Origin of the sequence: Pseudoalteromonas sp. L23 (assembly GCF_021728455.1) — a bacterium.
Lineage (GTDB): Bacteria > Pseudomonadota > Gammaproteobacteria > Enterobacterales > Alteromonadaceae > Pseudoalteromonas.
On sequence record NZ_JAKKCW010000004.1, the window covers coordinates 174,713 to 200,477 of the forward strand.

Consider the following 25,765-nt stretch of genomic DNA (forward strand, 5'->3'; position numbering starts at 1 on the left):
ATTTACCCTAGTAGAGAAACGGCGCTCATTTTGGAATGCCGGACCCCTTATATTTTCAACCTTTTACTTTTTCCCGTTAATATTTAGCTGGGCGCAATTGAGCGCAGTTAATATTGCGTTGCAAGTTGTTGTGTACCTTAGTTTTGTCTTGCTCTATTGGCAGAGTATTACAAAAACGGGCAATGCGTTGGTGATGAATTTAGTAGTGATGGCAGGGCTTTGTGTCGCAGGTAGTTGGGTGACGACCGGGACGAGTTCGTTATTTGGCTTTATTGCTTTTTTCTGCGGTTTTAATTTTCTGCCTCGCTATAAAATCATTGCGATGCTGGTCATCATAGCGTTGGTATTGCTAACGGCTAAATTTATCGCGACCCAGCAAACGGTTTATTTCTTGATGCCTGCACTGTGCGTGGCATGTGGACTCTTTATTTTTGGTTGGATGTCACACCGAGAGCGAGTACATCAAGAGTTGCAGAGGCAAAGTGAAGAAGAGATTAAGCGGCTAGGCGCCGTGGCTGAGCGTGAGCGTATTGCACGTGACCTACATGATTTACTTGGTCATTCACTCAGCTCGATAGCATTAAAAGCAGAGCTGGCGAGTAAATTTGCAGCTGCAAATGCATTAGAGCAAGCGCAATCAGAAGCGCAGCAGGTTGCAGACTTAGCGAGAGAAGCACTAAGCGAAGTGCGCCAAGCCGTCACCGGCTACCATCAGCTAGCGCTTGATGCTCAGCTGCACATTTTGGCATCGAGGCTAAAAGATAAGGGCATTGCCGTAACGCTAGAATTGCAGGCGGTCACTTTAGATAAAGTAAGCGAAGCCTGTTTGTGCTTTTTTGCTAAAGAGATATGCACCAACATTATTCGTCACAGCGACGCAGATAAGGTTTGCTTCACACTACGACAAACTGACAATAATGTCTTTGTAGAAATTAAAGATAATGGCTCTATAAAGTCCATAAAAGAAGGAAATGGTTTAATGGGGATCCGTACCCGATTGAAAGAATGTGGTGGCCAATTATTTTATAACACCGAACAGGGCGGATACTTTAAGGCGGTACTAGGGGAAGCAGGATGATCAAAGTTTTTATTGTTGAAGATCAAGCATTAGTAAGAGGAGCTATTGCGGCATTATTGAGCTTAGATAGAGAGATTGAGGTGGTTGGCGAGGCTGAAAACGGTCAAGTTGCAAAGGAAAAGTTAGCAAAGTTAACGCCTGATATCGTGCTAACGGATATTGAAATGCCACAAGTCACTGGGCTTGAGCTTGCTCAGCACTTACAACAAAAAATGCCAGACACAAAAGTAGTTATCATGACGACCTTTTCTAAGGCGGGTTATATTCGTCGCGCGATCACTTTAGGGGTAAATGGCTTTGTATTAAAAGAAGCACCAAGTGAGTACTTGCTATCAACGCTGAAAAAGGTAATGAACGGATATAAGGTTATTGACCCAGAGCTTGCTCTGTACGCTTTGGAGGATGCTGACCCGCTTACTGATAAGGAGCGAAAAGCGTTGCGTTTGGCCAGTGAAGGACTAAAAACTGCTGAAATCGCAGGACAGCTATTTTTGAGCGAGGGAACGGTAAGGAATTATTTATCCGACGCTATCGCGAAATTACATGCGACAAATCGAGTAGATGCAGCAAGAATTGCTAAGCAAAAAGGATGGCTGTAACTCGGTGTAATAGCATATATCCAGTTAATACTTCAAAATAATGCAGTGCGGTAATATACTGCACCATCCGCCAAGTAATAATAATGTATTAATTTTGAGTGTAATGATGGATCCTAAATTACTTATTCAAGTTACCGCAATAACGACTGTGGTTTGTACAGTTTTTATGGCCGTAAACTGGTTTATTAATAAAGGCCTACCAGGCACTCGAGATTGGCTTGTTTTCATTGCGCTTACCGCAATTGGGTGTGGCCTGTTGGCCGCCTATACACTTCCCATTACGTTCTCAATTTTTATTCCCAATCTTACTATCGCATTTGGACTTTTTTATCTGGCTCGTGGTGTTGATGCGTTTTTTAGTGTGAAAAGCAATTACATGCCTTGGTATGTATTAGCCGCATTGGGTATTCCAAGTTTTACTTACTTTTTGTACGTGGATTTTAATTTTATAGCTCGTGTCGGGATCAACTACCTAGTCTGGGCGATGGCGATGATTTACTGCCTGCGAGCGTTAAATAAAGGCCATAAATTATTATCACAACAGTTTAGTGTGGCACATTGGGCGTTTGGCCTATCGTGCTTGAGCTTATTGGCCGTGTTTACTTTTAGAGTGGTCATGCTTGGCGGCTACTCGGTGACAGATAGCCTGGTTTCGGCAAATTGGGTTAACCAGTTTTTTGCAGTTTCAGTGAGTACGATGCCGCTGCTGTTGTGTTTTTCTTTATGCCTGTTATGTAGCAGTCGTCGTGAAAAAGAACTATGCCTGTTAAAAACTGCTGCTGAGCAGTCAGCGCAAGTAAAAGGACAGTTTTTAACGTTATTAAGTCATGAACTGAGAACACCACTAAACGCTATTGTTGGTCACGCAGAATCACTTAAAAAAGTGCCGCGTGAGCCCAATCGCCATGCTCAACTATGCGATGTTATCGTCCACGCCGCGATGTCGATGTCAGACTTAGCCAATCAAGTATTATTGCAAGCGAAAGGGGAATATGCCGCGCAAAATCGCGTGCCTGTCTCGCTTTATAGTCTTTCGCAAGAGTTAGTTCGCCTTTTACAGCCGCTGGCATTGGCTAAAGGGTTGAGTTTGAGGGTCGAGGTTAAAGGTCTGTATCCACAGGACGTTCATGTCGTCGAGCAAGATACATTGTCTTTGGTACTCAGAAATCTGCTTTCGAACGCGATTAAGTACACAGATAAAGGCATTATTACGCTGATCCTTGAAGGCACAAGTCGCGCTGAGGATAAGCAAACTATTCGTTTTGCAATTAAGGATACGGGCAAAGGACTGACTGAAGTACAAATGGAAAAGATCTTCGAGCCCTTTGTCACATTAAATACTGAACAATCCATCTCGCAAAGTTCAGGATTTGGGTTGGCGTTATGCAAGCAACTGCTGCAAGGGCTAGACTCTGAGCTTAACGTCGACAGCAAGCTTGGCAATGGCACTGTGTTTAGCTTTGAGTTAGATTGCCAGTGTAGTGATTCACCGTTACAGAGCACAGAGTTTAATACAGAGAAGCTAGCACTCAATGTGCTTGTTGTTGAAGATAACCTCATGAATATTGATGTGATCAGCACTTATTTAAACGATATGGTGAGCGAGTTTTCTATTGCTAAGTGCCTTGCTGAAGCGGAAGTCGCACTATTAGAACACAATTTCGATATTGTTCTGTTAGACATGCGACTGCCAGATGGTAATGGTCTTGAGTGGTTTAAAGAAGGCTTCAACGAAATTGGCTTTACCTCCAGCGTTAAGGTGATAGCGTTAACGGGTGATGGCGATCCTGAATTGAAAAGACAATGCCTCCGAGCTGGCATGCAGGACTGTTTAACTAAGCCTATCATGCCAAGCCGTTTATATGCGGCACTGGAATGTGCGACTGTAAAAACAACATCTCGCTTGGAATGTAAGACTTTGATTGATCAATCAAGATTTATGGATCTCGCAAACCGTGAAAGTTCAGGCGTGTTGGCAACGAAGTTAATGTATTTAGCAGACAGGTTTGAATATGAGATTGCGCAAATTAAAGGACTCACAGAGTTAAATGTAACAGATTTAGCCATTGATAAACTAGCCTACATTGAAAATGAAGCTCTAGAGCTCGGCATGGTGAATTTTGCAGAGCTTGTTCAAGCAGCAACAGTACAGCTGAGTTACTCTGAAGAGCAAGTCGATTGGGACGGTCTTGCTATGGTTGCTAGACGCTCAGTTGAGCGTTTATTAGAGCTTCACGCCCAAATTGCAACGTTGGAATCGACATCAAATTCAGTGGTTAATCTATCTGCATAAAAAGATTCATCGATCTTGGCCTAGGTCATTAGGCTATTTTGGGTTAAAATAACAGCATAGCTTATTTAACAAGACAGTAATGCCAAAACAGGATCCCTATCTCGATAGAGAACAGCAAAAATACGACAATCCAGTACCTAGTCGCGAATTTATCTTAGAACACATTAAAAGCGCGGCCAAACCACCTTCTTTCTCTCAATTGTGTAACGATTTAAAAGTGCAAGACGAAGAACGTCAAATTGCGCTTAAACGCCGCTTGCGCGCAATGGAGCGAGACGGTCAACTGCACTTCAATAAATTTAAGTGTTACACCATTCCAAGTGATGATGGTCTAGTCAAAGGCCGCGTTGTTGGACACCGTGACGGCTTTGGCTTTTTAGAAGTCGAAGACGAACCCAAAGATTGGTTTATCACTAAGTATCAAATGGAGCGCGTGCTACATGGCGATTGGGTGTTAGCAAAGGCTGGCAGCCGAGGCTCAGGTGGTAAGGTGGAAGCGCGCATTGTGCGGGTACTTGAAAAAGAGCGTGCGCCAGTCGTCGGTCGTTATTTTGTTGAGTTTGGCATGGCAGTCGTGGTGCCAGAAGATCCTCGCATTACTCAAGATATCATCATCGTACCTGGCCAAGAAAATGGTGCTCGCCATAATCAAATGGTGCAGGTAGAGATCACTCAAAGCCCTAGCAAACAAATGAATGCAATGGGTAAAGTACTTGAGGTGCTCGGCGATCATATGGCACCGGGTATGGAAATTGAGGTGGCACTTCGCAATCATGACATTCCTCATGAGTGGCCAAGTGAAGTAGAAGCACAAGTTGCAAATCTTGGTGAGTTTGTTGAAGAGTCTGCTAAACAGGGCCGAGTTGACCTGCGCGACTTACCGTTAGTGACCATTGACGGTGAAGACGCACGTGACTTTGATGACGCCGTATATTGCGAGCGTAAAAAGTCAGGAGGTTGGCGTTTATGGGTTGCTATTGCGGATGTGTCTCATTATGTAGGTAAAGGAACTGCGCTTGACAAAGAAGCGATTGAGCGTGGTAACTCAGTGTACTTTCCTGAGCAAGTTGTGCCAATGCTACCTAAGGTACTATCGAACGGTTTATGTTCATTGAATCCAAAGGTAGACCGTTTATGTATGGTTGCGGAAATGACCGTGTCCGAAGCGGGTCGTTTGTCTGGCTACCGTTTTTACGAAGCCGTAATGAACTCTCACGCTCGCCTTACTTACACCAAAGTCCATGCGATTTTACAAGGTGACGAAAAGCTCAGAGCGGATTATCAGCCTCTTGTGCCTCATCTAACTGAGCTCCATAACATGTATATGGCGCTGAAGGCTGCAAGGCAGGAGCGTGGCGCGATTGAGTTTGAAACCCTAGAAACGCGCTTTGTATTTAATGCCCATCGAAAAATTGATTCTATCGTGCCTGTGGTTCGTAACGACGCCCACAAGCTGATTGAAGAGTGCATGATCTTGGCTAATGTGTCAGCAGCAAAGCTGTTGGAAAAACATGAAGCCCATAGCTTGTACCGTGTTCATGATGAGCCAGACCCTGAAAGATTGAGCCAGTTTAGACAATTCTTGCAAGACTTGGGTATCGAAAGTCAATTACCTAACGATCCGTCGCCAGAGGAGTTGACCCAAGCGCTTGAGTCATTGGGAGATCGCCCTGAAAAAGAATTGATCCAAACCATGTTACTGCGCTCAATGAAGCAAGCAGTATATCAGCCTGAAAATATTGGCCACTTTGGTTTGGCATTAAAAGCCTATGCACACTTTACCTCACCAATTCGCCGTTATCCGGATCTGGTGGTACACCGCGCAATCAAAGGCATTTTACAGCAGCAACAACAGCCCGTGAGTGGCGCTTACATCTACAATGAAGATGAAGTGAAACAACTGGGTGAGCAGTGCTCGATGACAGAGCGCCGCGCTGATGACGCTACTCGAGAAGTTGCTGATTGGCTTAAATGTGAATTTATGCAAGATCATGTTGGCGATGAATTTACCGGTGTGATCTCATCAGTCACCAACTTTGGATTATTTGTGAGGTTGGACGATCTACAGATTGACGGGATGATCCATGTTAGCAATTTAGGGCATGAGTACTTTCATTTTGATGGTGCAAAGCAATGTTTGATTGGCGAGCATAGTCGCACAGTGTTTAGACTCGGCGATAAACTTACTGTTGTGGTTGCTTCAGTTAGCTTGGACGATCGTCGTATCAACTTAGCTTTGGCTGAAGAAGGTCAGCAAGACAGGTATGCAAGGCGTCGAAAATCGCCAAAAAGCACAGCAAGTAGTGTTCGTGAGCAGCTAAAAACGGGTAAAATCCCGGGAGCTAAGCGCCGTGACGGTGAAACGTCTGGTCGCGACAAAGATAATAAAGGCGATGACAAAGCCAAAAAGCGCAAAAGAACGACCCCTAAGGGTGAGCTCAAACAGGCGAAAAAGGCAGGCACGCTGAAGTCGAAGAAAAAATCGACGAGTAAAAAAGCCAAAGCGGCAAAGGGCAAAGCAAAACGCCCGGGTAAAAACGAAAGAAATCGTAGCAAAAAAGCGCAATAGATTATAAAGCGGGAGCTTTAACGTGAGTAACGAATTAATTTTTGGCTTTCATTCAATCGAAGCCATTTTGAATAACGCGCCGGAGCGCTTTTTAGAAATTTATGCACTAAAGGGACGTGAAGATCAGCGTTTAAATCAAGTCGTAAACGATGCCCGTAAGTTTGGTATTTCAGTGCAATTTATGCAGCGTAAAGCGCTTGATAACAAAGCGAATGGTGAGCAACATCAGGGCATTATTGCCAATGTTAAAGCGGCGCGCGGATACAATGAAAAAGATCTTGATGAGATCATTCAAAGAGAAACCACACCATTTTTCTTGGTGCTTGATGGGGTAACGGATCCTCATAACTTAGGTGCATGTCTGCGTAGTGCTGATGCAGCAGGTGTACATGGTGTTATCGTACCAAAGGATAAGTCTGCAAAGCTAAACGGCACTGCAAGAAAAGTAGCGTGTGGCGCTGCAGAAACGGTTCCGCTTATCCAAGTAACCAATCTTGCTCGCACGTTGCGTGATATTAAAGAAGCCGGTGTGTGGGTTGTGGGTACGGCAGGTGAAACCGATACAGCTGTTTTTGATGCAAACCTGACTGGGCCTATGGCCATTGTAATGGGCGCCGAAGGCGATGGCATGCGCCGTTTAACTCGAGAGCATTGCGATGAGCTGGTTAAGATCCCGATGGTAGGTAGCGTGTCTAGCTTAAATGTATCGGTTGCGACCGGTGTTTGTTTATTTGAAGTGTTAAGACAGCGCTCAGCACTTTAATCACTTAATAAGCGCCGGCTTTCACGGCGCATCTTCAAAAGTTTTAAGAGCTCGCAAGGTAAACTTGCTCCTACACAGGTCTACCTTTGGTAGGAGCCGATTTTCTCGGCGCATCTTCAAAAGCTTTAAGAGCTCGCAAGGTAAACTTGCTCCTACTCAGGTCTACTTTTGGTAGGAGCCGATTTTCTCGGCGCATCTTCAAAAGCTTTAAGAGCTCGCAAGGTAAACTTGCTCCTACACAGGTCTACTTTTGGTAGGAGCCGATTTTCTCGGCGCATCTTCAAAAGCTTTAAGAGCTCGCAAGGTAAACTTGCTCCTACTCAGGTCTACCTTTGGTAGGAGCCGATTTTCTCGGCGCATCTTCAAAAGCTTTAAGAGCTCGCAAGGTAAACTTGCTCCTACTCAGCTCTACCTTTGGTAGGAGCCGATTTACTCGGCGAGCTTTTAATAATCCGCAAGGTAAACTTGCTCCTACTCAGGTCTACTTTTGGTAGTAGCCGATTTTCTCGGCGCATCTTCAAAAGTTTTAAGAGCTCGCAAGGTAAACTTGCTCCTACTCAGATTTACCCTTTGGTAGGAGCCGATTTACTCGGCGAGCTTTTAATGATCCGCAAGGTAAACTTGCTTCCACTCAGGTCTACCTTTGGTAGGAGCCGATTTATTCGGCGAGCCTTTAAAACCCGACAGGTCAGCTTATTCCCGCACAATTGTACAGGGTATTACCCCATTAAAATCGCTTGCAACTCTTTAAGAGACTCTACGGTATAGGTTGGCTTGATATGCTCGGGGCAGACTTTGCCATCATGCTTTAACCAACAGCTGTCAATCCCAAAGCGGTTTGCGCCTAAAATGTCACTCGCTGGTGTGTCGCCAACCATTAATACTTTGGATTTGTCGGGGTTCCCCAACAGCGCTAACGTATGCGCAAAAATACTCGGATCTGGTTTTGCTTTACCTACCAACTCAGAGATCACCACTTCAGAAAAACGATCTACAAGGCCGGTGTGCTCTAAGCGCTTTTGCTGAAGCGCGGCAAATCCGTTGGTAATAATAGCCAAAGTACATTGGCCTTTCAGGCTGTCGAGCAAGGCTTTAGCTCCCGGTAACGGTTGGCAAATTTCTGCCATCGCGGCCAAGAATCCCGCATTGAGTACTTCAGGCGCGATATCGAGTTTTTCAGCCCAGCGACTAAAGCGCGTTACCTGAAGTGTTTTTGCGTCAATCTCACCATTTTGATACTGCACCCAAAGTGGCGCATTTAAGCTGTTATATTCTTCGTAGTCCTCGTCAGTGAACACAACGTCATATTGAGTAAACAGCGTTTGTAATCCAAATTTGGCATTAAAGCTAAATAAGGTTTCGTCAGCATCAAATAAAATATGTGTATAGTTCGGCATTATAAATACATCTCGGGGTGATTAAAGGGTGCCATTGCGAGTAATAAGGCTTGCGTGTAGCTACTCTCTCTGGTGGCAAGATGGTTGGTTAGTAAACCGATAGCACCGCCTTGTTGCTTGATATTAGTGGTATTGAACAAGTCGTCCATTACATGTCCTAGCTCTTCACCTTGTTCAAGACGCGCGTAGACCGATGCCGGTAGCGGCAAATTACAACTACGGCCGACACTCGTACGACGGTTATCCGCAATGACGACATAAGCGAAAGTAGCTGCACCGTATTCAAATTTGGCAGCGCCTCCTTCCATGGCACAATAAAAATCGGCTTGATGATGTTGCTGTAAGTAAGTAACACGATTCTCTGCGCCTTCGCGGGTGGCTTGTTCACCTAAAGGCTGATCCGCAACGAGACTCGGCGCTGAGATACCCTGACAGTCAATTTTTGCATTGGGAAAGTACTGCGCAAAGATGGTTTTTGCAGCATTGATTTTTACTGGGTTTTTAGACCCCACTAAAATGGTAAGCACGTCCATATAACAACTACTCGTGATGCTCTAAAAGGCGTCAGTGTAAAGTGTGATATGGAGCGATGCAAGGAAGCTATTATTCCTAATCAAAACATAAGCTGGGTTAAATCGGTAAATCGACTGGCGCCATATTCTCAAGGGCACGTTTCTTCACTAATAATTCTTTGATAAGTGGAGTCAGTACTAACTCCATTGCCAGCCCCATTTTCCCGCCCGGCACAACTAACGTGTTTACACGAGACATAAAGCTGCCTTCGATCATTTGTAAGTAGTAAGGGAAATTAACATCTTCGATGCCACGAAAGCGAATAACCACAAAGCTTTCGTCTAATGAGGGTATGTCTTTAGCACTGAATGGGTTAGAGGTATCCACGGTGGGCACGCGTTGAAAGTTAATATGCGTGCGAGAAAACTGGGGAGTGATGTGATTAATGTAGTCATCCATTGAGCGCACAATTGACGTCATAACTGCTTCTTTGGAGTGGCCGCGCTCATTGGTATCGCGAATGAGCTTTTGGATCCACTCAAGGTTGATGATAGGCACCATGCCAATCAATAGATCAACGTTGCTGGCCACATCATATTCGGGGGTCACGACACCACCGTGCAGCCCCTCATAAAACAGCATATCGGTGTTTTGTTCCAGTTCTTGATAAGGAGTAAAAGTGCCCGGTAGCTGATTAAATGGCACGGCATCGTCAAACGTATGAAGGTAGCGACGGACTTTGCCGTTGCCGGTTTCGCCATAGCTTTTGAACAGACTTTCTAATGCGCCGAAGTCATTGGCTTCTTCACCAAAGTAGCTAATGTGCTTACCTTCTTGCAGCGCTTCGCGACGCAATTTATCCATTTCAGGGCGAGTGTAGCGATGAAAGCTATCGCCTTCGACATAGGCGGCTTTGGTATTAAGACTGCGGAATATATGTTTTATCGCGCTTGTCGTTGTTGTAGTGCCTGCGCCTGAACTACCAGTAATGGCGATAATAGGGTGTTTGTCTGACATAAATCTGCCTTAGCTTTCATCATCCGTTAATTCGATGTTACGCGAAGCAAAGTTTTTGGCAAGCTTTGCTTGAGGGCGAGTGTTGGGTATCATAGCGGGGTGATATAACTACAATGAAAAATCAAAGGAACGTCCATGCCTATTTCAATGCGTGTGAAGCTCGCAGTTTGTCTATTCGCTTTCGCGTCTTGTTTACCAGCTTATTCAGCCATGCCCAAAAGCCAAATTTGGCTAGCTGAATTAGGTGAACATTTCAGTGCTAAACCAATTACCGAAAACACCGCATATTTTAATCAACCGCTAGTGACTGATTCTGGGGTTTACTATACCGCGGAAGTAAGCGCTGATGGCAATAGCCAAACGGATCTGTTTTTTTACGACTTTCAAAGCCAAAACACAACCAACCTCACGCAATCCCCTGTCTCCGAGTATTCACCCACACTGCATCCGAATGGGAAAGGGTTAACGACGATTGTGGTTGAGGGATCCGGTAAGCAAAAACTGTGGTTTTATCCGTTTGATCAGGCTACAAAACCAAGTCGTGTTTTTGAGCATATTGAACCTGTGGGGTATCATGCTTGGGGGAGCAACCAAGATCTGATTATGTTTATTTTAGGTGCGACTGAGAGTGCTCCGCATACCTTACAGTACACAGATATTAATGGTCATTTACCACAAATTCTTGCCGAAGATATTGGCCGAACTTTGTCTTACAACCGTGCGCGTGATGTGTTTGCTTTTACATATCAAGTCAATGGCTTAATGTGGTTCGCAACTTACCACAGAGAGAGCGATCATATTCAGCGATTTTTTGCTCTTCCCAGTCAAGTGCAAGATTATACCTGGTTGGATGATAATAAAGTGGCATATGCACTAGATAATAAAATTTATTATCGGGATTTAAATGCGCCTAAAAAAGTCCACTTATTAAGAAACTTAAGAAGTTACTGTCAGACTTCAATTTCTCGCTTGAGCTTTTTTGATAACAAGCTGGCATTTGTATGCTACCGCCAAGACTGACAATAACAAATTGAGTAGAATGCTCGATGCGATGCGTAGACAACAACCATAGGAAGAGATATGACGATTCTTGTAACTGGTGGTGCAGGCTATATTGGCTCTCACACTGTATTAGAGCTGCTACAGCAAGGCAAAAAGGTAGTGGTCGTAGATAATCTAAGCAACTCTCAGCAGACTTCATTACATAGAGTCGCTGAGATAGTAGGAAAGGAAGCTATATTCCATCAGGGTGATATTCTTGATAAGGCATTTCTTGATAGTGTATTCGCGCAATATGATATTGAAGAAGTGATCCACTTTGCAGGCTTAAAAGCCGTAGGAGAGTCGGTTCAAAAGCCAATCGAGTATTATCAAAACAACGTTCAGGGTACGTTGACGCTGCTTGATGCGATGCGTGACGCCAATGTATTTAAGCTAGTTTTTAGCTCGTCAGCGACGGTCTATGGAGATCCTGCCAGCCTTCCTATTCGTGAAGATTTCCCTGTTGGTGGCACAACCAATCCTTATGGTACGTCAAAGCTGATGGTTGAAATGGTGCTGCAGGATGTTGCTAAATCAGACCCGCGTTGGGCCTTTGCTATTTTGCGTTACTTTAATCCGGTTGGCGCACACGAGTCGGGGCTAATTGGTGAAGACCCAAATGGTATTCCCAATAACTTACTGCCCTACATCTCACAGGTTGCTGTTGGTAAACTGGCGAGTTTAGGCGTCTTTGGTAACGACTATGACACCAAAGACGGCACGGGCGTGAGAGATTACATTCACGTGGTTGACCTTGCTATTGGCCATTTAAAAGCACTTGAGAAAATCGCAGTAGCAGCAGGCACACATATCTATAACTTAGGTACCGGCAATGGCTACTCGGTACTAGAGATGGTTACCGCGTTTGAAAAGGCAGCGGGCAAAGCTATACCCTATGACATTAAACCGCGTCGCGATGGCGACATTGCCGCTTGTTACGCTGCGCCTGAAAAAGCCAAATCCGAATTAGGCTGGCATGCAGAGCGTGGTCTGGATGCTATGATGCAAGATACATGGCGCTGGCAAAGCAATAATCCAAATGGTTATAAATAAAATAACCTGAACATCTGTTGCTTCTCTTCGCCTTTGCCAATCAGGGTAAAGGCGAGGCTTCATTGAACATCATTACCACATCAATTTTAGTTTCATAAAACTGTCATGCCGTTGTCACCTAAACTCGGTTAAATAATCTGGTATAGACCAGTTTAGAGGCAAGTTATGAACAACGATTATTTACTCCTGACGCCAGGCCCACTTAGTACCTCTCACACCGTGAAAGAAGCCATGTTGAAAGACTGGTGCACTTGGGATGATGAATATAACCAAGGTGTGGTGCAAGTTATTCGCAATCAGCTTTGTGAAATTGCGGTTGCAGATCCGCAGTATCGCAGTGACTACAGTGCAACCTTAATGCAGGGCAGTGGTACAGCAAGTGTAGAGGCGGCTATTGGGACTTTTATTCCTAAGTCTGGCACTTTACTGGTTATCAATAATGGTGCCTATGGTGCGCGTATTATTGAGATAGCCAATTATCTAAATATTAATGTGATAGCGCTCAACTTTGTTGAAACCGAATTGCCGCAACTTGAGCAGATCTCACAAACGCTTGAGCAACACCCTGAGATCACCCACGTAGCAATGGTACACTGCGAAACTACTACGGGGATGCTGAATCCGGCAAAACGCGTAGCGGAGCTTGCGAAACATCACAACAAAGTAATGATCCTTGATGCCATGAGCAGTTTTGGCGGCATTGAGATGGATATGCACGAGTGGCAAATTGATATCCTCATTAGCTCAGCAAATAAGTGTATTCAAGGTGTTCCAGGTTTTGGCTTTGTGATTACAAAAACAGCGCTCTTGGTTGCCTCTGAAGGACAAGCACGCTCACTCTCGCTGGATCTTCACGCCCAGTGGAAAACCATGGAAAACCATCACGGTAAATGGCGTTTTACCTCGCCAACGCATGTTGTCAGGGCTTTTGCCAAAGCACTGGAAGAATTGGCGCAAGAGGGGGGCGCTTCTGCGCGATTTAAGCGTTACAGCGAAAATCAAAAACAGCTCGTTAGCGGCATGAAAGCCCTTGGTTTTGAAGCCTTGTTACCAGAAGTAATGCATTCACCTATTATCACTTCTTTTTATTCACCAAGTGACGAAAGCTATGAGTTTAAGCGCTTTTATGAAGCATTGAAGCAAAAAGGATATGTGATTTACCCCGGCAAAGTATCAAATGCAGATTGCTTTAGGATCGGTAATATTGGCGAAGTGTATGCCGCAGATATTAGCGGACTACTTAAAGCTATCGCACAAGCAAAATACTGGTAAACCGTTAGAGTAGGAGCCGCTTTACGCGGCGATGGGTGAAGCACAGGTCGTGCGTCGGTTTTGCCATACAAAATCGACGCAGAAAGAATAAAATACCATACTTAAGCAAAAATAAGCTCTGAAATAGAGCTTATTTTTGCTTTAGAAAGTTCATATGGAGTTATTTCAATGATTATTTTTTTTATCGAAAAGTAGTTTAAGCAGTCTTTCATAATCTCTTGAAAGTGCCGTCACCATACTAAAGATACCCACTTGCAGAAAGTAGTTGGCTACGGAGCTATAAAACCACCCTAACCCCATCCAGAAAACAATACAAACAACGGATAGCCAACCAAAAATAGCAGTTACAATAGCATATCGCTCACTCTTATGTTCTCCACCGTATAAGTTGGCAAATATTATTATCAATGCTGGTATCCACGGGTTTACAGACTCCATAGTTATTTCTCTCGTATTTCAATACGCTTATTTGATAATAAAATACTAAAGCAACTATTCAACTGCCAGAGCACGATAAAAAATTAAATTAGCTGCAACACGTTGCTTTTTGCTTGCTTACTTATACTCTACATCCAGCAGCCTGTAAGCCACTCACATCTAGACCAAACTCTAACTGATATAAATACACAGCCTTTTGCCATGTTTCTTGATTATCTTCGTCTGGGATATGGTGTAAAAATGCGCCAAAGAGGTTTTCACAGTCATTGTGATACGCGAGTGTATCGGTGATATGCTCATGCCATACCTCATCGGCAAGTTGCGGCGGTGTGATTGGCGTATCTGGATATTTTGACTTTAACACAAGAAATTGCCTGTACAGCACTTCTGCTTGTAAACAATCAGCTTCTGTCATACCTGTTGCGATTTTGAGTCTATGTGTTATCTGGCTCAGATCTAGGCCATTAAGTCGCTCATTAAAATTAGCCATCTTGATGTTCCTTGCAGTTGTCAAATGTGGGAGTACCAAATTTAAACTTAGCGCTATTTCTAAAATAGGACAACCGCAGGTGATAGGAAAGGTTGTCGTGCTAAAGCACGACCTACGGGGACGGGGGTTACACGCCTTCAACAATCATTTCTATGGCGTCATGGAGCCAATATTCAATATTGTAATCCACCAGTGCTTGCTCGGCGTCATAGCGGGCGCGCAGTACCTTTAAGCAAGGTGCGCCGCTGTTCTTTTCTAATTTGTCGGCAACGTCATCGGGTAGTACGGTGACGCTTATTACACACTGTTCAAAGCTGACGTCAACTTGGTAATGGGTCGACATCACTTCTGTGATTGAGCCATCCAGCGGTTGGTTGTGCAAGTCGGCAAAACGTTCGGCTGCACAATAGATCTGTTCCATCATTATTGCGCGACCATCTAACGCGCGTACTCGAGTTAATTCATATACAGGCTGGCCGTTAAAATGAGAGTGGCTAAACTCAGGCTCTGTGGAAGGGGCATTAATTGCCACTACTTGAGTTGTTGGTGTAAAGCCTTGTTCAATGGCAAGGTGGTTAAAGTTCACTTTTTTAGCTGGATGCCATTTGAGTTTTTCGGGGGTGACAAACCAGCCGCGACGCTTTTGGCTAAAGATAAGTCCTTCGGCTTCTAGTCGTGCTAGGGCTTCACGGACGGTGATCCGTGTTGAACTAAATGTTTCTTGCAGCGCGCGCTCTGAAGGCAACTTGGCACCGGGCGTCATGCTGCCAGCGGCGAGCAGCGCTTGGATATGGTTTCGAATACGTTGATAAAGCAGCATAATTGAGTCGATAAAACCTTTTGTGACAAGCTTACTATCGTTTTATGACAGGATAAATAGACTTGTAAACTCAGATTGATCTAACTCGCCAAATAGGCTTCTATTTGGCTAAACCAATAACTACTAGGCAAAACGGCTAAGCTCGGATCTTTCCCTAAATCATCAAAACGACGCAGCGCGATAATGGCGTCCAATTCAGGCAGCTTGGAGAATGCTGCAAGTTCTTCGCTGCTCATCTTTCCGCCTTGTCTTGTTAGTGTTAATTGGCTGGCTGGAGAGAGGGTTTGGTAATACTTCTCATCCATACTCACCAGATAGCGTTTCGCATCTACGTGTTTGCGCACTAGCATTGTCACCGCGCGATCAAAGCCAAGCTGAGTTAAATGATCTGCCCCTAAATCGCCATGATTGCTATATCCTTGTGGGGTAAAGTCCGGGTTATTCTGAGATTGAGCAACAAAATGGCCAATATCATGTAAAAATGCAGCGATTTGAGTCGCTTGATCATAACCATTTTCTTTCGCGAGGGTGGCGCATTGCTCGGCATGATAAATTTGGCTGCATGCCTCGTCATAGGTGGCGTGACCATATTGCTCGAATAGCTGTTTTATTTGTGCAATGGCATTCACTTTATATACTCCTGCTTCACGTTCGGATCTAATTTTGCTGCGCTGCCACTAAGCTTGCTTAGCCAAACATCGAGTTTATGCGGTGGCGTGTTGTTATCCTCAGCGCTTTCTTTACGGCGAATGGCATTTCTCACCATTAAGGCCCCCGCGGTGCGAAATGGCTCGACGGGAAACTGTTTAAGCGTTTGGTTGACCAAGGCGCAGTGACGCCAGTCGTTATGTTGATTAAGCAGTAGACTCGCTAAGATTTGTCCACCTAAATAGGATTGCACCACGCCGTTGCCTGAGTAACCGCTGCCATAAAACACATTAGCTTGACCATTTAAATGACCAAAGAAAGGCATGCCAGAGACACTTCGGTCTGAGGGGCCGGTCCAAGTTCTGTCTATCTCGAGCTGGTGATGCTCAAAGAAATGGCTAAATGAGCGTTCAAGAATGGCTTGATAACGGCTGGCGCGGTGAAAGGAGTCTCTCACTTGGTTATTGAAACTAAAATAATTCCCGCCTTTGCCAAGCATTAATCGACCGCTTGAGGTGGTGCGGTAGTAATTCACAAAAATGCGTGCATCAATCACCGGAGCGCCGTGGTTCAACCCCATTGCCGCAAGCTTTTCAGGCGCTGGGGAGGTGATCGCCATATCGCTTGAAACCAACACCACACTGCGAGAAAACTGCGGCAATAAGCTTGGCAACCAAGCGTTAACGGCAAATACCAGCTGATTGGCTCTGATCTCGCCTTTGTCTGTGGTAATGGTTAGCGTGTCTTGGCCTTGGTGCTTTAGGTAGCGGGTGTGTTCAAATACTTTGACCCCAAGTTTTTTTGCCACCTTCATCAGTCCACGCACAAGCTTGGCGGGTTGAACACTACCGGCATGGGGGGAGTAAATTCCAGCAAGGTTGGCATTAGAGCCCGTTGCTTGCAACTGCGATTTATCCAGTGTTTGCCACGCATTAAGCTGGTGTTGCTCGAGTAGGGTGGTAATGGGGCCAAAGGCATTACGCTGGCTGTGATTAGAAGCCGTATAGTAAGTACCATCAACGCGGCAATCACATTCAATCCCGTATTTACTGGTAAAGGCTTTAATATCATGAACGGCCTGCTCAGACTGGCGCACTAAAAAGCAGGCTTGTTCTAAGCCAAACTCTTTAATTAAGCTGGCAAACTTAGTCGACCATGTCAGCATAGCTCCGCCATTACGACCCGAAGCACCTTGTCCACAGAGGTCCTTTTCAATGATGGCGATATTTAGCTCAGGTTTTTGCTTTTTCAGCGTTATGGCTGTCCAAAGGCCAGTAAAGCCGCCACCTATGATACAAACTTGGGTATCTAACGCGCCATGAGACGGCGCGCTTGCTGCGGCTTCAATATCGGCTTGAGCGATTGCTTCATCAAACCAAAAAGGCTGAAAACGCATTACGGGCGCTCTCCACGGGCGATACGAGCAGAAATATCCACCAAAACCATTTCGATGTCGGCTAGTGAATCAATCACATAATGCGCACCGGCTTCGCCAAGCTGCTGATAAGCATTAAGGGAATGTGCACTTTGCTCTTCGTGACCAAGCGCCGTCCATTCTTCTTCGCTAAGCCCCACCGCATTACCCGTTAACGCAAGTCCTACGGTCCACATACCAGCATTTAACCCTTCGCTTATTCCCGGCGCGGAATCATCGACTTTTACGCATCCTGATACGCGATTAATCCCAAGTCTTTGCACGTTTTCTAACGCCATCCAGGGACCTGGGCGAGAGCCTGCTGCACATTCATCACTGGCAACCACACAATCTGGCTGATAACCATAGTCGGCAGCGGCAGGCACTAGTACGTCCATCACAGGCTTGGGATACCCAGAACAACTGCCAATCTTAACGCCTTGTTGTTGTAATCGTTTGATCACCGCAAGCACGCCCGGAATGGGGGCAGCTCGGTCGGCGACTTTTGCTTGTTGGAGCGGCATAAAGGTTTGATAAATATGGTCAACATCTGCCCTACTCGGTGCCTGACCAAATTGCGTTATCCAGCGGGTGCGGACACTCTCCATTTGTAGCAAGGTATTAATGTGATCCCACTTGCCCATTCCCATCGGACCGCGCGCTTCAGCTAAGGAAATATCAAATTGATACGCTTGCTTAAATGCTTCAACAAAAATACTGGTAGGGGCAATCGAACCATAGTCGACCACAGTACCTGCCCAATCCAAAATTAACGCTTCAATGTGTTTCATGTTGCAAAGACTCCTAGCTAGGAAATATGTGATGAAAGTGCCGTGGTGCGTACTTGCGTTGACGCCTTACGTGGTCGCTTTAATTTCACGGCAAAATAAATAATTGAACTCACTACGAGGGCGCTTGCGATAAACGCTACCCAATAGCAAGCCATGGTAAAAAAGTGCAGCCAGCTGAGCTCAGGTGTGGCAAAAGTTTTATAGAGCAAAATGCCCACTGAGCCGATGTAGCCCGCCGAATCCGCCAGGTAAATCAAAAACCCTGCGTTCGCAGTCGAGCCAACTGCTGAGATCATGCGGTCAAACATAAAGCAGTTATAGGGGATATAACTGATATAAAGACCAGCCCCAAGCAGTACCATCCACGTTTTAGGATCGAGACTTTGGGTTTGGTATAAATACGTACTGCCAGCCAGCAGTGAAGCCCCGAGTAAGACAAAGCCATGGTTGGCAAAAAATGCGATGTGGTTATTTTTAATTAACACCAAAGCGGCAAGCGCAATGAGCACGATAAAGGCGATGCGGATCCCGGCATAAGCAAAAATCGCGGGTTCTTGCCCATACCCTAAGGCCTGCCAGATCTCGGCTGAAAAGTTATCTCTAAAGTCACGAAAGCCGGTAAAGAGTAAAAAGCTAAGCACCAGTACGGTTATTCCAAACCAATACTGTTTAAAAAACGCCAGCCGGGCTTTGCCATCCATTGGCGCGCGCTTTTGTCGTAATTGTTCATCTTCTTGTGTAGGTTCTGGAATACTATTAAGACAAGCAACGCTGAGTACAAGCAGCGGCAGAAAAATCGCTCCGGTTGCCGCTGGCATCCACAGTTCAGGCACATTGAGTTCGCTCACCAGCCATTTGCCCACAGTTCTGACCAATCCAGAGGCAAGAATAAAAGTAACGCTGAGTACCGCACCTAAGATTTCGGTGGTTTTACGACCTTCTAAAAAGCTAAAAACCAAACCCCAGATCATGCCAAGGGAGAGGCCATTGGCAAACAGCCAAACCAGATTCCAGCCCGTAGGAGTGATGGCAAATAGCACCAGTGCAAGCTCGGCGGCTAAAATCATGGCCAAAATCGCACGACCGCGATAATGATGCTGCATTTCAGCAATCACTTTAACGCCGATAAATTTCGCGCATAGGTAGCCAAACACTTGCGAAAGGATCAGGGCAATTTTAAAGCTAACAACCCAGCTCGGGTCATCAAAGGCTTCATAGGTATTGACCGAAAATGGCTTACGAAAGGCGTACATACAAAAGTAAGTCATAAACGCACTGGTCGCGGCAAATAGTACAAAGCCGATACCTTGGGCGTCTTTTAGCCAGCGCGGGCGGGCGTTAAATAGGGTGATCTGCAACATCATAGGATCCTCGGTAATTCGAGGGCAATCCTTTGTGGATTGCCCGTCAACCGGTGTATACCAATCGGCTTAATCAAGTGAATTGGTATTAAAATTGGTAGTTAATGCCGACCATGCCGCGGATACCATAGTATTCCACCTGTAATGGACGGCCCTGCTCACCTTGGTAGTACTGCAATGCTTCATTGGTGAGGTTACTCAGCTCTAGGTAAACTAACGTTTGTTCGTTAAGTTGGTATGACGTTGTAAAGTCGACGCTGGTATTGGCACCATAGTAGCTATCCGATTGGCTATCGCCGCCGTGCTCTTCGATATAAGCACCTTTATGATTAAGTGCTATTCGAGCGGCAAAACGGGTGTCGTCGTAATACAGCGTAAAGTTGTAAAGCTCATTGGCCTGACGTGGAATGGCTACTTTTTCTGTGCGCTCTGGGATCTGCATTTCAGAGTCCATAAAGGTCGCATTGGTCATTACCCCAAAGTTGCTCAAACTGTCAGAAATAAAACCAAGGTCGCGGTTAAATGCCAGCTCAATGCCCGCAAGCCAAGCGCTATCGCCGTTTTCAGGACGGATGATGGTCACGCCTTGCTTGTTGTTGTAATTGCCAACGCTGGTGGCTTGGAAGATTGGGTCTTGGATATCTTTGTAGAATACCCCCGCAGAGACCAAGCCAACGCGGTCAAAATAATGTTCCACCATCAAGTCGAGATTATTTGAGTACGTAGGGTCGAGCGCTGGATTTCCTGAGTTAAGCTGGTTGTCTTGCTCAAGGTAAGTTGCCCCTGGTGTTAATGAGCCAAAGTCAGGACGGGCAAAGGTGCGAGTTAGTGCGAGGCGATAATTGGTATCATCATTGGCACGATAAGTAACATGTAGTGCGGGTAATATGGACCAATAATCATTGCTGTTGGTGGTATCAACAACTTTGTCTTCGTCGGCTAAATAAGTGTAACCAGACACTTCGGTATCGGTGCGGGTAACGCGTAAGCCGCCTAATACTTCCCAGTTGTCGTTAGCTTGGTAAGTTGCCATACCGTAGAGCGAGGTGTGGGTTTCTTCAACATCGAAGTTTCTGCCCAGCGCTCCACCGTTGCTGATGAGTGCTGATTCACCCACATCTAGCTTGAACTTATTGCGATTTTGCGTCCAAAACTGGGCAAGAGCATCGGTGGAAGCCACCTGCGACAACTGCGTGCGATAATCAAACTTGGCTTCGCTTAAGTAATCGCTGCGACCGGGTTGATCGCTTAAGGCAAAGTCTGCAAGCGTTGGCGCTGCGCCATATTGTTCGCTGTCCCACGCGTAAAACTCGTCGGCAAAGTCAGCTTTACGGACTTTGTCACGGTATTTTGCCCCAAATTTAACGGCTAGCTGGTTATTGTATTGCCAGTCAAAGTCGGCATTGGCTACCAGTCTGTCTTTTTCGTTGACGTAGACTTTGTATAGCTCAACCCAAGACAAACCCATTTTGCTTGGATCGAGTGTAAAGCCCGAGGGGAAGTGATTGCTAATGGCGTTCCAAGGGTCACTGCCGCCGTCTACTTGGTTGTAGGCATAATTTTTACCGGTATCGCGGTCTTCAAGTCCAACATATCCAACCTCTTTTTGATCAAAACGGGCGACAAAATAGCTATTGTCTTCACTGTTGGGTTTGTCGCCATAGCGAAACTCATTTTCGTACGTGGCTAGTTGCCAAGAGAGCGTTTTATCAAAGCCAAAGTCATGTTCACCTGCAATTTCAAAGCCTTGCATTTCGGTGATGAGTTCGTTGCGAATATGCTGCAGCTCAGCACGGTCTTTATCAAAACGCAGCCTGTGCTTATAGTGGGTTTCATCATCAATCAGTGTGCCATATAGCGCGCTGGCGCTGAGCGTGCCGCTTTCAAGTTGATATTCCAGCGAGCCATTTAAGCCGTAAGTTTCACGGGTTCCGGTATAATCACGCAGCTCTAAACGGTAAATGCCTAAGCCATCGTTACCCCGGCGCGGCTCATAATTATCGGTTGCCCAATCACGCTGCCACGCTGTGGCGTTAATGATAAAACCTAGCTTGTCGTCGAGTAGACGGTCGCCATACACCACATTGGCAGAATAATTTGTACCATCGGCCAGTTCGTTTTGGCCCACAGCAAAGTTGGTTTTGAGGATAAAATCATCAGCGCCTTTTTTGGTCACGAAATTAACATTACCGCCAATCGCATCGCCTTCCATGTCGGGAGTGATAGCTTTAGACACTTCCACAAACTCAATCAATTCGCTTGGAAAAAAGTCGAACGCAGTGGCGCGGCTGGTGGTTTCCTCTTCTGCGGTTGGAAGGCGGTTACCGTTGATGCTGGCCGAACTCCATTGTGACGGTAAACCACGCACTGCAACAAAGCGGCCTTCACCTTGGTCACGCTCTATCGACACACCTGGAATACGTTGTACGGCTTCAGCGGCATTTCTATCTGGTAACTTACCAATCCCATCGGCAGAAATGATACTTTTGATATTACTGGCATTTTTTTGGTTATTTGCAGCGGCCATTGCGCCACGGAAGATTTGCCCAACCGTGACCACTTCTTCCATCGCTTGTTGATGGTTTAATAAGATTGGAGACAACGTAGTGACTTTGCCATCAGTAACCTCAACCTGTAGTTCAGTTTCCTGATAACCCATATATTTCACGACTAAGGTGTAGCGACCGGCATCCAGTTTTGGTAGTTCAAAGCGACCACGATAATCAGATACTGTGGATACATCTTGGCCTTTTACTGAGATAACAGCGCCAGAAAGATTACTTTGTGGGTCTTTTACAACACCAACGAGTTTACCTGTTGCAGCATATAAGCTGGGACTGGTGGCGAGTAACACGGCAGCAGCGATTTGGGTTAGTTTTTTCATTGCTCTTTTCTCAAAAGTTTGGGTTAAATTTCTGGTCTAGTCCAGTTTGTTGCAGATAGAGTAATGACGGTTTTTTACATTCCGATGACACAAAGGTGAAAAATTAACTAGCGCCTACTGCTCTTTGTTGTTTGATTCGCTTTAAAGGAGATAGGAGGATGTTGTTAGATGTTTGGCTTAACTGAATAAGATTTGTCATACTCGCGTTATCAGCGACAGGTTTTCAGTAAAGGAATGGCAACGTGATTTATGCTTTGATTGCGGCGATTGGACTTTCTCTTTTTATTTATAGCATTACAGCTCGACAACTAGATAGGGCGGAGCTCACCGCACCTATGTGGTTTGTGCTAACGGGCGGGGCGATAGGCTTTGTGCTTGGTAATATTGAAGGAGGGCAACAAGCTTTAGCGGTAGATATTAATGGCCTACAAACTTGGTTGCCGATTATTGAGTTGACGCTTGCGATTTATTTATTTTCCGATGCTGCAAAAACGCGATTACGGGTGTTATCTCACAGCTTCCAGTTACCGGTTAAATTATTACTCGGGCTGCCATTAACCATGGTATTTGGCGCGTGGGTGGCCCATGAGCTGTTCCAGTTATCTTGGTTGGCTTGCTTTTTAATTGCGGTGATCATCACCCCAACCGATGCCACTTTATGCAAAACCTTCATTCAGGATAAGTCTGTGCCCACCAGATTACGTGAGGCAATTAATGTGGAAAGTGGCTTGAATGATGGCCTATGTATTCCGGTATTTCTGTTTTTACTGGGAGTATTAGCTGAGCGAATGCAAGCGACGACCGAATCATTTGCTTGGATTTTTATACGCGAAGTGGGGATTGCACTCGTTGTCGCGGGGTTACTGACTGGGGTGATCATTTGGTTACTTAAACGCGCCTATCAACATCATTACTTTGCGTCTAAAACCAGCCCTTTTCTCTTTGTTGGCATCGCTTTTTTAGTTTTCTCGGTAACTCAAGCTTTGCATGGCAGTGGCTTTATTGCTGCATTTGTCAGCGGTTTGCTGTTTGATAAATATTATCGTGATGAGTTTAAAGATCAGCTTATCGAAGAAGGTGAGCACCTCGCCGAATTTGCGGCTTTTATGATCTGGATTGTGTTTGGTTTGTCGGCCAGTGTAGTGCTGCTAAACGTTACCCAATGGCAGGTTTGGGTGTACGCAGTGTTAGCAACTGCCATGTTTAGATTGATCCCGGTATTCCTCTGTTTGTTAGGTGGTGCACTGACAACCAAAGAGCGCTTTACGTTAGCTTGGTTTGGCCCCAAGGGATTGGCTTCGGTGGTGCTAACCTTAATGCTACTCAGCGAAGAGTTGCCAAATGGTTTGCAAATTACTCAAGTGGCAATGGCAACGGTGCTGTTGAGCATTTTTGTGTTTGGATTATCTAGTCGACCCATTTCTAAATTATTTACCAGTGCTTCTGGTCGAGAGTGATTACTCTAAATAACAATTGGTATAGCGTATGATTTCGTATCTGAATTGTACTGTTATATTGTAACTTGTTGTGAAATAAAATATTTTTTGTCACTTTGCTGAAATAAAAAAGTCATGTAACGCGCCTAGACTGTGCCCGCCTTACAGACAAATATTACGTTTCAGGAACAGTACAATGAATAAAAAGTTACTTACAGTTGCTATCTCTGCAATTCTACTTACCGCGTGTGATGACGATACAAAAACCGTTGAGGTGATCAAAGAAGTTGAAGTCATCAAAGAAGTACCAGTGCAAGAAGTGACACAAGTAAAAAATGTGATCCTTATGATCGGTGACGGTATGGGACCACAGCAAGTTGGCTTACTTGAAGAGTATGCTCAGCGCGCGCCAAACTCAACTTATAAAAACAAAGGCAATCAAACAGCGCTGTCTAAACTTGCTGCGGGTGGTCATTTAGGCCTTTCCATGAACGCACCACATGGCGCGACTGGCAGTCTAGTAACTGACTCTGCTTGTTCGGCAACTCAATTAGCAACCGGCCTTGCAGCAGGCTCAGAAATGATAGGCCTTGATGCCGATGGCAATAAAGTAGCGACTATCTTAGAAAAAGCTAAAGCCGCGGGTAAAGCGACGGGTCTTGTTTCAGATACGCGTATTACGCACGCGACGCCAGCGGCATTTGCTGCCCATATGCCGCATCGTTCATACGAAGCTGAAATCGCTGAGCAATTAGTTCGCTCTGGCAGCGTTGATGTGATGTTATCTGGTGGTGCTCGCGTATTTGTACCAAAGAGCACGCCTGACAATGCTGAAGTACAAGCACAACTCGACGCGCTTGGCATGCCTAGTAGCGTATATAAAAGCTCAAAGCGTGGAGATGAAACTAACCTAGTTGTTGAAGCAAAAGAGCAACATGGTTATGGCCTTGCTTTTGATAAAGCACAATTAAGCAGTTTTGAAGGCGAAAAAGTACTAGGTCTATTCGCAAACTCTGGTATGAGTGACGCAATTGCTTACAAAGCTTGTCAACAAAGCAACAGCTGTACTCAGCCTTCATTAAAAGAAATGACGGTGAAAGCGCTTGATATCTTGTCTAAAGATGAAGATGGCTTTTTCTTGATGATTGAAGGTGGTCAAATTGACTGGGCGGGTCATGCAAACGATGCAGGTTGGATGCTAAATGAGCTGCTTAAATTTGATGAAGCCGTTGAAGCTGTGCATGAATGGGTAAAAGACCGTAACGATACGCTAGTCGTTGTGACTGCAGACCATGAAACGGGTAGTTTTGGCTTTAGTTATTCAAAGCATGAGCGTCCTGAAGCACAAACGCTGTCTGGCGATGGTATGTATGTAAATGGTGTTGCTAAAGAATATCATCCTAAATTTAACTTTGGTCCACTTGCGCAACTAGACAAGCTTTACGCGCAAACAGGCACTTTCTTCGATATCCTTGCAGAAGCTGCGCCTGATGAAGCCTATGAAAATGTATCGGGTCCAACTTGGAAAGCGACCATTGAAGATATGACGGCTTACACGGTGACGCTAGATAATGCCGCAAAAGTCGGTCAGAGTGTATACGATGAAAATAGCGCAGATATGATCCCAGCGTTTGAAGACTTTAGTGACTTCTATGTATATGCCAAAGAGGATTACACCGGAAAAATTGCTCGCGCGATTGCCTCAGAGCAAAGTGTAGTGTGGGGTACTGGTACACATACGGCAGCGCCAGTACCGGTTTATACTTTTGGTCCTGCGGGCGTAACTAAGCAGTTCTCAACCATGCAGCACCATGTGGACGTTGCAAACAAAATGATGACTGCGCTTGGTTTAACTGAATAAGCCAAGCACCTAGATTTTAAGTAACTT

General features: G+C 45.3%; 21 protein-coding genes. 10 read left to right on the forward strand and 11 right to left on the reverse strand.

Translation table 11 applies throughout. The features are described 5' to 3' along the window. Positions 1–97: 97 nt before the first annotated feature. From L3V43_RS09505 to rlmB, 5 genes are all read left to right on the forward strand, one after another. Positions 98–1,078 carry a sensor histidine kinase gene (locus tag L3V43_RS09505; RefSeq protein WP_237116446.1) on the forward strand — a complete coding sequence of 327 codons (981 nt, stop codon included), beginning with the start codon at positions 98–100 and terminating at the stop codon, positions 1,076–1,078. Continuing rightward, a complete protein-coding gene (locus tag L3V43_RS09510) occupies positions 1,075–1,677 on the forward strand; it encodes a response regulator transcription factor (protein WP_010605828.1) in 603 nt (200 codons plus the stop codon). Before L3V43_RS09505 ends, L3V43_RS09510 begins: the two co-directional genes overlap by 4 nt. Positions 1,678–1,780: 103 nt before the next feature. Next, positions 1,781–3,970 carry an ATP-binding protein gene (locus L3V43_RS09515; protein ID WP_237116447.1) on the forward strand — a complete coding sequence of 730 codons (2,190 nt, stop codon included), beginning with the start codon at positions 1,781–1,783 and terminating at the stop codon, positions 3,968–3,970. Positions 3,971–4,049: 79 nt separating this feature from the next. Then, complete coding sequence (gene rnr, locus L3V43_RS09520) at positions 4,050–6,539, forward strand: ribonuclease R (RefSeq protein WP_237116448.1); 2,490 nt, start codon at positions 4,050–4,052, stop codon at positions 6,537–6,539. Between the two features lie 22 nt (positions 6,540–6,561). Beyond that, positions 6,562–7,302: a 23S rRNA (guanosine(2251)-2'-O)-methyltransferase RlmB gene (gene rlmB, locus L3V43_RS09525; protein WP_102056057.1), complete on the forward strand. Its 741-nt coding sequence runs from the start codon at positions 6,562–6,564 to the stop codon at positions 7,300–7,302. 719 nt (positions 7,303–8,021) lie between these two features. Here rlmB and yjjG read toward each other — a convergent pair. From yjjG to L3V43_RS09540, 3 genes are all read right to left on the reverse strand, one after another. Continuing rightward, the gene (gene yjjG, locus L3V43_RS09530; protein ID WP_206471833.1) at positions 8,022–8,699 is read right to left on the reverse strand and encodes a pyrimidine 5'-nucleotidase; all 678 of its coding nucleotides are present in this window, start codon (positions 8,697–8,699) and stop codon (positions 8,022–8,024) included. After that, the gene (gene yjjX / locus L3V43_RS09535) at positions 8,699–9,232 is read right to left on the reverse strand and encodes an inosine/xanthosine triphosphatase (RefSeq protein WP_010605825.1); all 534 of its coding nucleotides are present in this window, start codon (positions 9,230–9,232) and stop codon (positions 8,699–8,701) included. The genes yjjG and yjjX overlap by 1 nt, the downstream gene beginning before the upstream one ends. Before the next feature lie 97 nt (positions 9,233–9,329). Next, on the reverse strand, positions 9,330–10,229 hold the full coding sequence (locus L3V43_RS09540) for a phosphoribulokinase (RefSeq protein WP_010368692.1): 900 nt from the start codon (positions 10,227–10,229) through the stop codon (positions 9,330–9,332). A 135-nt stretch (positions 10,230–10,364) separates the two neighbouring features. Here L3V43_RS09540 and L3V43_RS09545 point away from each other — a divergent pair, with 135 nt between their 5' ends. The 3 genes from L3V43_RS09545 to phnW all read left to right on the forward strand — a co-directional run bounded on the left by L3V43_RS09545 (position 10,365) and on the right by phnW (position 13,595). Then, a complete protein-coding gene (locus L3V43_RS09545; protein WP_174170452.1) occupies positions 10,365–11,249 on the forward strand; it encodes a hypothetical protein in 885 nt (294 codons plus the stop codon). A 60-nt stretch (positions 11,250–11,309) separates the two neighbouring features. Then, positions 11,310–12,323, forward strand: coding sequence for a UDP-glucose 4-epimerase GalE (galE, locus tag L3V43_RS09550; RefSeq protein WP_237116449.1), 1,014 nt, complete (start codon positions 11,310–11,312; stop codon positions 12,321–12,323). 165 nt (positions 12,324–12,488) lie between these two features. Further along, a complete protein-coding gene (phnW, locus tag L3V43_RS09555; protein WP_237116450.1) occupies positions 12,489–13,595 on the forward strand; it encodes a 2-aminoethylphosphonate--pyruvate transaminase in 1,107 nt (368 codons plus the stop codon). A 165-nt stretch (positions 13,596–13,760) separates the two neighbouring features. Here the strand turns inward: phnW and L3V43_RS09560 are convergent, their stop codons facing one another. From L3V43_RS09560 to L3V43_RS09595, 8 genes are all read right to left on the reverse strand, one after another. Further along, entirely contained in the window at positions 13,761–14,033 is a 273-nt protein-coding gene (locus L3V43_RS09560) for a hypothetical protein (protein WP_237116451.1), read from the reverse strand. Positions 14,034–14,154: 121 nt separating this feature from the next. After that, positions 14,155–14,523 carry a hypothetical protein gene (locus L3V43_RS09565; RefSeq protein ID WP_237116452.1) on the reverse strand — a complete coding sequence of 123 codons (369 nt, stop codon included), beginning with the start codon at positions 14,521–14,523 and terminating at the stop codon, positions 14,155–14,157. A gap of 127 nt (positions 14,524–14,650) precedes the next feature. Beyond that, positions 14,651–15,343, reverse strand: a complete 693-nt coding sequence (locus L3V43_RS09570) for a UTRA domain-containing protein (protein WP_088531664.1) — start codon at positions 15,341–15,343, stop codon at positions 14,651–14,653. An 80-nt stretch (positions 15,344–15,423) separates the two neighbouring features. Beyond that, complete coding sequence (locus tag L3V43_RS09575) at positions 15,424–15,972, reverse strand: HD domain-containing protein (RefSeq protein WP_211867698.1); 549 nt, start codon at positions 15,970–15,972, stop codon at positions 15,424–15,426. Further along, positions 15,969–17,387 carry an FAD-dependent oxidoreductase gene (locus L3V43_RS09580; protein ID WP_237116454.1) on the reverse strand — a complete coding sequence of 473 codons (1,419 nt, stop codon included), beginning with the start codon at positions 17,385–17,387 and terminating at the stop codon, positions 15,969–15,971. Before L3V43_RS09580 ends, L3V43_RS09575 begins: the two co-directional genes overlap by 4 nt. After that, positions 17,387–18,196: a phosphonoacetaldehyde hydrolase gene (gene phnX, locus L3V43_RS09585; RefSeq protein WP_237116455.1), complete on the reverse strand. Its 810-nt coding sequence runs from the start codon at positions 18,194–18,196 to the stop codon at positions 17,387–17,389. Before phnX ends, L3V43_RS09580 begins: the two co-directional genes overlap by 1 nt. A gap of 17 nt (positions 18,197–18,213) precedes the next feature. Continuing rightward, positions 18,214–19,560 (reverse strand): DUF5690 family protein, encoded by a 1,347-nt coding sequence (locus tag L3V43_RS09590; protein WP_237116457.1) that lies wholly within the window; start codon positions 19,558–19,560, stop codon positions 18,214–18,216. Between the two features lie 85 nt (positions 19,561–19,645). Beyond that, complete coding sequence (locus L3V43_RS09595) at positions 19,646–22,441, reverse strand: TonB-dependent receptor (protein ID WP_102056071.1); 2,796 nt, start codon at positions 22,439–22,441, stop codon at positions 19,646–19,648. A 242-nt stretch (positions 22,442–22,683) separates the two neighbouring features. On the opposite strand from L3V43_RS09595, the gene L3V43_RS09600 reads away from it, so the two are divergent. Together L3V43_RS09600 and L3V43_RS09605 are read left to right on the forward strand one after the other, a co-directional pair. Then, entirely contained in the window at positions 22,684–23,898 is a 1,215-nt protein-coding gene (locus L3V43_RS09600) for a cation:proton antiporter (RefSeq protein WP_010605810.1), read from the forward strand. A 175-nt stretch (positions 23,899–24,073) separates the two neighbouring features. Further along, complete coding sequence (locus L3V43_RS09605; protein ID WP_102056072.1) at positions 24,074–25,738, forward strand: alkaline phosphatase; 1,665 nt, start codon at positions 24,074–24,076, stop codon at positions 25,736–25,738. Positions 25,739–25,765: the final 27 nt, after the last annotated feature.